5 protein-coding genes and 3 pseudogenes are annotated in these 9,427 nt (G+C 56.9%); all 8 read left to right on the top strand.

Features of this window, described 5'->3' with window-relative positions:
• Nucleotides 1-341: pseudogene (locus GBN19_RS13230) on the top strand (DDE-type integrase/transposase/recombinase); the annotation flags it as partial.
• Nucleotides 342-396: 55 nt separating this feature from the next.
• Complete coding sequence (locus GBN19_RS13225) at nucleotides 397-1,329, top strand: IS5 family transposase (RefSeq protein ID WP_151778460.1); 933 nt, start codon at nucleotides 397-399, stop codon at nucleotides 1,327-1,329.
• Nucleotides 1,330-1,635: 306 nt separating this feature from the next.
• Nucleotides 1,636-4,485 carry a heat shock survival AAA family ATPase ClpK gene (gene clpK / locus GBN19_RS13220; RefSeq protein ID WP_151778459.1) on the top strand — a complete coding sequence of 950 codons (2,850 nt, stop codon included), beginning with the start codon at nucleotides 1,636-1,638 and terminating at the stop codon, nucleotides 4,483-4,485.
• A gap of 209 nt (nucleotides 4,486-4,694) precedes the next feature.
• Nucleotides 4,695-5,582: a heat resistance protein YfdX2 gene (yfdX2, locus tag GBN19_RS13210; protein WP_151778457.1), complete on the top strand. Its 888-nt coding sequence runs from the start codon at nucleotides 4,695-4,697 to the stop codon at nucleotides 5,580-5,582.
• 97 nt (nucleotides 5,583-5,679) lie between these two features.
• Nucleotides 5,680-6,291: a heat resistance membrane protein HdeD-GI gene (gene hdeD-GI, locus GBN19_RS13205; protein ID WP_151710896.1), complete on the top strand. Its 612-nt coding sequence runs from the start codon at nucleotides 5,680-5,682 to the stop codon at nucleotides 6,289-6,291.
• Between the two features lie 79 nt (nucleotides 6,292-6,370).
• Entirely contained in the window at nucleotides 6,371-7,513 is a 1,143-nt protein-coding gene (locus GBN19_RS13200; protein ID WP_151778456.1) for a hypothetical protein, read from the top strand.
• Nucleotides 7,503-8,152: pseudogene (locus GBN19_RS13195) on the top strand (M48 family metalloprotease). Before GBN19_RS13200 ends, GBN19_RS13195 begins: the two are co-directional and overlap by 11 nt.
• A gap of 19 nt (nucleotides 8,153-8,171) precedes the next feature.
• Nucleotides 8,172-9,169: pseudogene (locus GBN19_RS13190) on the top strand (S1C family serine protease).
• Nucleotides 9,170-9,427: the final 258 nt, after the last annotated feature.

Genomic DNA, 9,427 nt, shown 5'->3' with positions numbered 1-9,427 from the left:
TGTGGGTTGCTGACTTTACCTATATTCAAACAAATTCAGGCTGGGTCTATACCGCCTTTATTATTGATGTGTTCTCACGAGCAATTGTTGGATGGAAAGTATCTACACGGATGAATACAGATATGGTACTCGATGCACTTGAGCAAGCATTGCACGATCGAGGCATGCCAAAGAATGTGATTCATCATTCCGATAGAGGTGTTCAATATCTTTCCATTCGTTATACCCATCGTTTAGAAGCAGCAAATTTACGAGCATCAGTCGGTACAACTGGTGATTCATACGATAATGCTTTGGCTGAAACAGTGAATGGCTTATACAAAACAGAGGTGATTGAATATTGGCTTTGTTGCACAAACCTATCTGTAAAGGGTTTTTCAGCGATATAATTTCTAAATGAAGAAGCCTACACACAAAATCTACCGCACAACCAATTGGTCCGCATATAACCGAGCACTCATGAGTCGCGGAAATATTGCCATTTGGTTTGATCCTGCTACGCAATGGTATGCGCCATCAAAAGGCAAACAAGGGCGAAATCAAACCTACTCCGACGCAGCCATCCAATGCTGCTTAATGATTAAATCCTTATTCCGTCTGTCTTTACGTATGGTCACTGGCTTTGTGCAAAGTCTGATTAAACTTTGCGGATTAAATTGGATAGCTCCAGATTACACCACGCTTTGTAGAAGACAAAAGCATATTGATATTGTAATCAGCTACCAAAAAAGTAGCGATGGGCTGCATCTACTCATGGACTCTACAGGCATGAAGTTTCTAGGTGAGGGCGAATGGAAACGCAAGAAACATGGACCTGAATATCGTCGCCAATGGCGTAAACTTCATATTGGTATAGATGCTAAAACCCTACAAATACGAGCAGTTCAGCTTACAACCAATAATGTCAGTGATTCACAGGTGCTTGGTGATTTACTTAATCAGATTCCACAAGATGAGCAGATTAACTGTGTTTATACCGATGGAGCTTATGACACCAAGCAATGCCGTCAGGTCATTGCAGATCGGCAAGCGCATGCGGTGATTCCACCTAGAAAAAATGCGAAACCATGGAAAGATACAAAGAGTAGCTCGCTAGAGCGAAATGAATTACTTAGAACAATTAAACGTTTAGGCAGGACACTATGGAAAAAATGGTCAGGCTATCATCGGCGAAGTTTGGTTGAAACTAAGATGCATTGCATCAAATTATTAGGCGATAAATTAATGGCAAGAAGCTTTCCTAGTCAGGTGAATGAAATTCATGCACGTGTAGCAGTCCTCAACAGATTTACGGAATTAGGTCGACCACTTACCCAAGTTACGCCTTAAATTTGGCTCAATTAGGGGCGCTTTGCATTTCAAATCTTTGTGTAACAAAGCCGCTGTACATTGACTCTTGATATTTTTTCCTGGTAAGAGCAAAGTCTTACAAAGTCTTGCAAGGATTTCCTTGGCCGGAACCGCAAAGCGACGCGATTGGAGAGGGCGAAATGAAAGCGCACCTACAGGTGATTTTCACGCTCGATCCCGATCAACGGCTGACGCGGGGCAGCGCGTTTTTCTCAAAAAACAAAAAGAGATGAGGCACCGTGATCGTCGGTGCCTCGTCAGATCAATCTTTACAGGAGCATCATCATGGACAGAAAACAATGCCAGGTCTGCAGCCAACCCGCCACCGTGCGGGTGGAAGCCAATCTCAACGGTCGTCACAGCACCATGCTGTTGTGTGACGACCATTACCGTCAACTGGTGCGCCAGCAAAAGCGCACCGTCTCGCCGCTGGAAGCCTTGTTCGGCTCGCGCAGCGGCCTGTTCGAGGACTTCCTCGACAGTGACTTCTTCCGCATCGGCGACGCCGCGACGCCGATGGCCGCCGATACCGATGACGTGGTCGATGCCTCGTTCGGCGAGCCCGCCGCCGCAGGTTCAGGTGCGCCGCGCCGTCGCGGCAGTGGGCTCGCCAGCCGTATCAGCGAACAGTCCGAGGCCCTATTGCAGGAGGCCGCCCGACACGCTGCAGAGTTCGGGCGCGCCGAAGTCGATACCGAACACCTGCTGCTGGCGCTATCCGACAGCGATGTGGTGAAGACCATCCTGGGGCAGTTCAAGATCAAGGTCGATGACCTCAAGCAACAGATCGAATCCGAAGCCAAGCGCGGCGAGAAGCCGTTCGAGGGCGAGATCGGCGTGTCGCCCCGGGTCAAGGACGCGCTCAGCCGTGCTTTCGTGGCCTCCAATGAACTCGGCCACTCTTATGTCGGGCCGGAGCATTTCCTGATCGGTCTGGCCGAGGAAGGCGAAGGGCTGGCCGCTAACCTGCTGCGCCGCTACGGCCTGACGCCGCAGGCGCTGCGCCAACAGGTCAGCAAGGTGGTCGGCAAGGGCGCAGAGGATGGCCGCGCCGAGACGCCGACCAACACGCCGGAACTCGACAAGTACTCACGTGACCTGACCAAGATGGCGCGTGACGGCAAGCTCGACCCGGTGATCGGCCGTGCGCAGGAGATCGAGACCACCATCGAGGTGCTGGCCCGGCGCAAGAAAAACAACCCGGTGTTGATTGGTGAGCCCGGCGTCGGCAAGACCGCCATCGTCGAAGGACTGGCGCAGCGCATGGTCGCCGGTGAAGTGCCCGAGACGCTGCGCGACAAGCGTCTGGTCGAACTCAACATCAACGCCATGGTGGCCGGCGCCAAGTATCGCGGCGAGTTCGAGGAGCGCGTGCAGAAGGTGCTCAAGGAAGTGACCGAGCACCAGGGCGAGATGATTCTCTTCATCGACGAGGTGCACACCATCGTCGGTGCCGGCCAGGGTGGCGGCGAAGGCGGGCTGGACGTGGCCAACGTGTTCAAGCCGATGATGGCGCGCGGCGAACTGAACCTGATCGGCGCCACCACGCTCAACGAGTATCAGAAGTACATCGAGAAGGACGCCGCGCTGGAGCGTCGCTTCCAGCCGGTGATGGTGCCCGAGCCGACGGTAGCGCAGACCATGATGATCCTGCGCGGCCTGCGCGACACCTTCGAGGCGCACCACAAGGTCAGCATCACCGAGGATGCGATCATCGCCGCCGCCGAGTTGTCGGACCGCTACATCACCGCGCGCTTTTTGCCTGACAAGGCCATCGACCTGCTTGACCAGGCGGCCGCACGCGTGAAGCTGTCAGCCACGGCCCGCCCGGTGGCGGTGCAAGAGCTGGAGTCCGAACTGCACCAGCTGCGGCGTGAGCAGGACTATGTGGCCTCGCGCAAGCAGTACGACAAGGCCTCCGAGCTGGGCAAGCGCATCGAGGCCAAGGAGAGTGAACTCAAGAAGCTCGTCGAGGAATGGGAACGCGAGCGCGCCTCGGGCAGCGCCGAAGTCAAGGCCGAGCATGTCGCACAGATCGTCTCGCGCCTGACCGGCATTCCGGTCAACGAGCTGACGGTGGAAGAACGCGAGAAGCTGTTGCATCTGGAGCAGCGGCTGCACGAGCGCCTGGTGGGTCAGGATGAAGCAGTGCGCGCGGTGGCCGATGCCGTGCGGCTGTCGCGGGCGGGCCTGCGCGAGGGCAGCAAGCCGGTGGCGACGTTCCTGTTCCTCGGGCCGACCGGCGTGGGCAAGACCGAGCTCGCCAAGGCGCTGGCCGAGTCCATCTATGGCGATGAAGGTGCGCTGCTGCGCATCGACATGTCCGAGTACGGGGAACGCCATACCGTGGCACGCCTGGTGGGCGCGCCTCCGGGTTATGTGGGCTATGACGAGGGCGGCCAGCTCACCGAGAAGGTGCGTCGCAAGCCCTACAGCGTGTTGCTGCTGGACGAGATCGAGAAGGCTCACCCCGACGTCTACAACATCCTGCTGCAGGTGTTCGACGACGGGCGGCTCACCGACGGCAAGGGTCGGGTGGTGGATTTCACCAATACCATCATCATCGCCACCTCGAACTTGGGCTCGGACATCATCCAGCGTCGGCTGAAGGCCCGTAGCGCCGCCGGCGAGGAGTATGAGAAGACCAAGTCCGAGGTGATGGACGTGCTGCGCGGACACTTCCGCCCCGAGTTCATCAACCGCATCGACGAGATCATCGTCTTCCATGCGCTGGGCAAGGAGGAGATCCGCCATATCGTCGGCCTGCAGCTCGATCGTGTGGCCCGCAACGCCGCCAGCCAGGGCGTGACGCTGACCTTCGATCAGACCTTGATCGATCACTTCGCGGAGGAAGGCTACAAGCCCGAGTTCGGCGCGCGTGAGCTCAAGCGGCTGATCCGCAGCGAGCTGGAGACGGCACTGGCGCGCGAGATGCTGGGTGGCGGTATCGGCAAGGGCGATCACGCCAGCGCCCGCTGGGATGACAAGGCCGAACGGGTGGTCTTCGAGCGCCAGGAGCCACCCGCGAAGCCGGCCGAGCCTGAGAAGCCCGATGCCGCGAACGTGGCTGAGGCGCCGCCGAGCGACGCGAGCAAGCCTGCGCGCAAGAAGAAGTCAGCGGGCGGCGAATCTTGAGCGATGGGGGCTGTCGTGTCCGACCCCAACGGGCTGACATGGGCAGCCACCCTCGTGCCGCTGGCGGTCACTATCCCCACAGCGGGGCACGCGGTCATCTTCTTTGAGGTGATGAAGGGGCTGACTGCTCTGTCGGTCAGTCTCGCGATGTTCGCATTCAGCCCCAATAGATTCGCCTATTTTCACTATCTCATACGAGGCATATCACCATGAATGAGCAAACACCAAATCCCAATGCGACGAACGAAGGAAAAAACGAACAGGCCGCGGTAAGCAGCCTTCCTGTCAGTCCAGAGTCCAAGCCTGAAGTCGTCACGGAGGTACAGCCTGAGGTTCAGAAAGAAACGGACTCGCAGGCGGCAGACAAACGTAAACAAGTCCTCGATGAGGCGGTCTCGGCCTTGTCGCTGACCAAATCAGCGCTGGCCGCACTTGACGGCAAGGACACTGCACGCGCATTGGCAACGCTGGCCGAAGTGACGGGAAAGCTGGAGCTGATCGTCGCGCGCGAACCCACGCTCGCCCTGGCCGGCGTTGATGTGCGCACCATCGTGCACGACTTGTTCGCCAACACGGAAACCATTGAGGCGATGACCGACGAGGCGCTGGATGCCCTCAAACATGGCGAGGTGCAACAGGCTCGCCACATGCTGGCTTTGCTGGCCAGTGAAATCGTGATCACGGTCACCAACATCCCTTTGGCGTCCTATCCCGCAGCCGTGAAGGCAGTCGTGCCGCTGATCGATCAGGGCAAGATTGAAGAAGCCAAAGCCGCGCTGCAGGCAGCGCTCAGCACGCTGGTCGAGGAGCGCAGCGTGCTTCCGCTGCCCGTCCTGCGTGCGAAGCTGCTCCTGCAGCGCGCCGAGACCTTGGTAGAAGATGGTCAGCGCAGCGAAGCGTCCAATGAGCGCCTGGAGACATTATTGAACGAAGCCCGGCAGCAGTTGGAAATGGCAGAACTGCTGGGCTATGGAAAGAAGAAGGACTTTGAGCCCCTGTATGCTGAACTCAAGAAAGTCAAGCAAAAGACGGCTGGGGGAGGCGGCGGAAAAGGCTGGCTCGATGAAATCAAGGCAAAGCTGTCCAAGTTGTTCTGAAACCGCTGGATAGGGCGTAAGAGGGGCGCGTCGCGGCCCTCTCTTGTCCCATGAGTGTTTGATTTTTTATTTTGTATAGATCTTTAGGAGATATTGCATGAACACAGATACCATCGCCAATTCCAATGCGGATGACCCCACCAAAGCACTGTGTTCGCTGAGCCAAAATTGGTGGCTTTTTGTGCTGCGCGGTGTCTTGGCATTGATTTTTGCAGCCCTCGCGTTCTGGATGCCACAATCGGCTCTGTTGGCCATGACCATCATGTTCGGCGCATTTTCCTTGGTCAATGGCGCGTTCAACTTGTTTGCAGCGGTGCGCCATATCCAGAAAAAAGAGCGCTGGGGCTGGCTGCTGTTCAGCGGCATTGTCGGCATACTTACGGGCGTCGTCGTCCTGGTTGCTCCTTGGGTCGCCACGATAGTCTTGGCTTCTTTTTTATGGGCTAGCGTGGGCTTCTGGGCGATTTTCACCGGTGTGCTGGAGATATCTGCCGCCGTTCGGCTGCGTCGGGAAATCAAGGGTGAAATCTGGCTTGCCCTCAGTGGACTGCTCTCGATTATACTTGGTGCTATCGTTTTGTGGATATTTTTTACCCGTCCGGTCGAGTCATTCGTGGCCGCAGGCTGGCTGTTGGGTTGCCATGCGGCAGTCTATGGCGTCACGCTTTTGTTCTTTAGTTGGACTCTTCGCAAAACGCGCCTAGGGTAAGAGCGTGCCAAACTAAAATCTATGGATATGAGCATCCTCGATTCATACCTCCATAGAAATGACATCGAAGGAGTCATACATGCAGATACAATATAGCTATCGAGCTATCGACAAAGAGTTTCATGAACCTTGGCAGAGAGCTTTGGGAAATGTGATCGAGCACGCCCTCAAGCCATTGCTCGACAAACACACTAAAGATTCAGCGCGACTTCAAATCGTCCTTGATCGCGACAAGAAGCGGCAATTTCTGGCCAGTGGCTATATGCACCTGCCCGGCAAAAAGATTGTCAGCGTTACTGCATCACATAACGAGCTGACGCCCCTCGCGCAGATGCTCGCACAGTCGTTGTTCTGTCAGGCCAAGAAGCATTTTGACCGACTGCATGCTCAGGATCAAATCAAGCGCAAAGCACGACGCGAGCGCTTGCGCGAGCTCAAGGTGCGGATTGCCGCAAAACCCGCATCAGCCGCCCATGAGGCCGAGGTGACCCGAATGCCTCTACTGTCGAAACTTGAGGCTGTCGCAAGGCGTGAGCTGGCTTATCTGCGTGCCGTCGGCGATTTACCGCGCGATTATCCGACGCTGCGCGACGTGGTGGATGAAGCGATTGTCCGAGCTGAGGTGGAATGGCAATCCGTGCCGGGGGAAAAAGAGGCTTACACCGGTCTTTTGAAGCATCTGTTCGCCGTCCTGGATCACGAAGTGGCAAGCAGCCGGCAATTTGGCGAATTCGTTTCTCTGGACGCGCCGGTCGAACCGGATGCCCAAGACGTGGCCGAGGCCATGGTGGAAGAGGAAATCTTCGAATTTTATCAGCCCGATGACACACTCAGGCTTGCCGATATCATCGCTGACAGTCAGCATCCCGATGCCGCAACGATCGCGGAACAGGAGGAGCTAGTTGATCGGTCGAGCGAGTTCGCTTTCGCATTCGACCTGCTGAAGGACATGCCGCGTTTGTGGCGGCGCATTTTTCTGCTTATCCGTGTGGACGGGCTGGATGCCAGCAGCGTCTCTGAGATCCTGCTGATTCCTAGTAAGGAAGATACTGTCCAAAGGTGGCTCATGCAGGCCGAAGCGTTCATCGCTGCTCATTTGGAAGAGGCCGGAGTAAGCAAAGACGGGAACGATTGGCTCCAAGGCGTTGATTGGTCGGCATTGTCTGTGACCCGAAGCGCGGCAGCCTCACTGTGGTCCAAGGAGGCGAACCATGAAGAATGATCTTCACCTCGTCTGCCCGCATGCCAGTCCATCAACCGCGTACCGACTGCGAAGCTATCGGAACATCCCAACTGTGGCCGCTGCCAGCAGCCCTTGTTCACGGGCGAGCCCCGCGAGTTGACCGGCGTGCTCGGCCACGAAATCGCGCATATTGCGAACGAGGATTTGCGTGTCATGGGCCTGGCCGATTCCATCAGCCGGCTCACCCATCTTCTGGCCTTGTTGGGGCAAATCATGCTCCTCTTCAGCCTGCCGGCCTTGCTGTGGGGCACAGTCGCTATCCAGTGGCCGGCGCTGCTGTTGCTGGCCGTTTCGCCGCAGCTCGCGCTGCTGGGTTTGTCGCGGGTGCACGAATTCGACGCCGACCGGCTCACCGCCGAATTGACCGGCGACCCACAGGGATTGGCTTTGGCGCTCGCCAAGATCGAGCGGGAGAGTCGCGCCTGGCTGCTGCCCGGATGGGGCAACCCGGAACCCTCCTGGTTGCGCACGCATCCGGCGACGACAGAGCGCATCCAACGCTTGCGGGAATTGGCTGATTCGATGGCACCGCAACCGCTTCATTCCAGCCCATTTCTGCCGGACATCCCCTTGGCGCCACGCCCACCGCGTTGGCGCGCCAGCGGTGTCTGGCGCTGATTTCAACAAGGAGAATGGCATGACCTACCCCGACCTCAACAGCCGCCCGGCGCCGGACCGATTCATCCGGCGCTGGCTCGTCATCACTGGCTGCATCGCCGCACTCATGCTGCTGTGGCAGTTCTTGCCTGCCATCGAAGCCTGGTTCAGTCCGCGCGAAGCGGCCGAGCGCACGGTGACACCGCGTGGTGATCTGGCGGCAGACGAGCAGACCACCATCCAACTGTTCGAGAAATCGCGCGGGTCGGTGGTTTACATCACCACGGCGCAACTGGTGCGTGACGTCTGGTCGCGCAATGTCTTTTCCGTGCCGCGCGGCACCGGCTCCGGCTTCATCTGGGACGATGCCGGCCACGTGGTGACCAACTTCCACGTCATCCAGGGGGCATCGTCTGCCACGGTCAAACTGGCCGACGGTCGCGATTATCAGGCTGCGCTGGTGGGCGCCAGCCCCGAGCACGACATCGCCGTGCTCAAGATCGGCGTCGGCTTCAAGCGCCCGCCCGCTGTGCCGGTGGGCACCAGTGCCGACCTCAAGGTCGGGCAGAAAGTGTTCGCTATCGGCAATCCCTTCGGATTGGACTGGACGCTCACCACCGGCATCGTCTCGGCGCTCGACCGCACCCTCGACGGCGAAGGGGGCGGGCCTGCCATCGATCACCTGATCCAGACCGACGCCGCTATCAACCCCGGCAACTCCGGCGGCCCGCTGCTCGATTCGGCCGGGCGGCTGATCGGCATCAACACCGCCATCTACAGCCCTTCGGGCGCGTCTGCTGGCATCGGTTTCGCTGTGCCGGTGGATACCGTCATGCGCGTGGTGCCGCAACTCATAAAGACCGGCAAGTACATCCGTCCGGCGATCGCGTTATCAGCATCGACGGTATCGCCGTCGACGACGTCACCACATTACAGGCCCGGCTAGACGACAAGAACGTTGGAGATGTTGTGGTCTTGTTAGTGGAGCGGGCCGGCAAGACTCGCGAGATGCTTGTGGAACTACAACCGGGAGTTTGATGGAAAGTGGGTCATGGATCTGCACAGCGAAGCAGTCAAGCTGTTTTTGAGTAATAAAGTTAGATACTAGGTAATAAATAATCATACTTAGTAATAAAGTTTCATACGAATTTTCAAAATAAAGAAAATATATTCATTATTTTCAGTATTTTGTAATTTTGGTATGAAACTTTTTTTATTTTGATAGAATTAAATTTAGACTAGCCCTGCCTATAGTATGATACTTTAATAAATACAATATAATTTTGGAACCAATAA

Origin of the sequence: Acinetobacter brisouii (genome assembly GCF_008993995.1) — a bacterium.
Classification (GTDB): domain Bacteria; phylum Pseudomonadota; class Gammaproteobacteria; order Pseudomonadales; family Moraxellaceae; genus Acinetobacter; species Acinetobacter brisouii_A.
The sequence above is the reverse complement of the archived record's forward strand: the minus strand, read 5'-3'. Positions and strand labels throughout refer to the sequence as shown.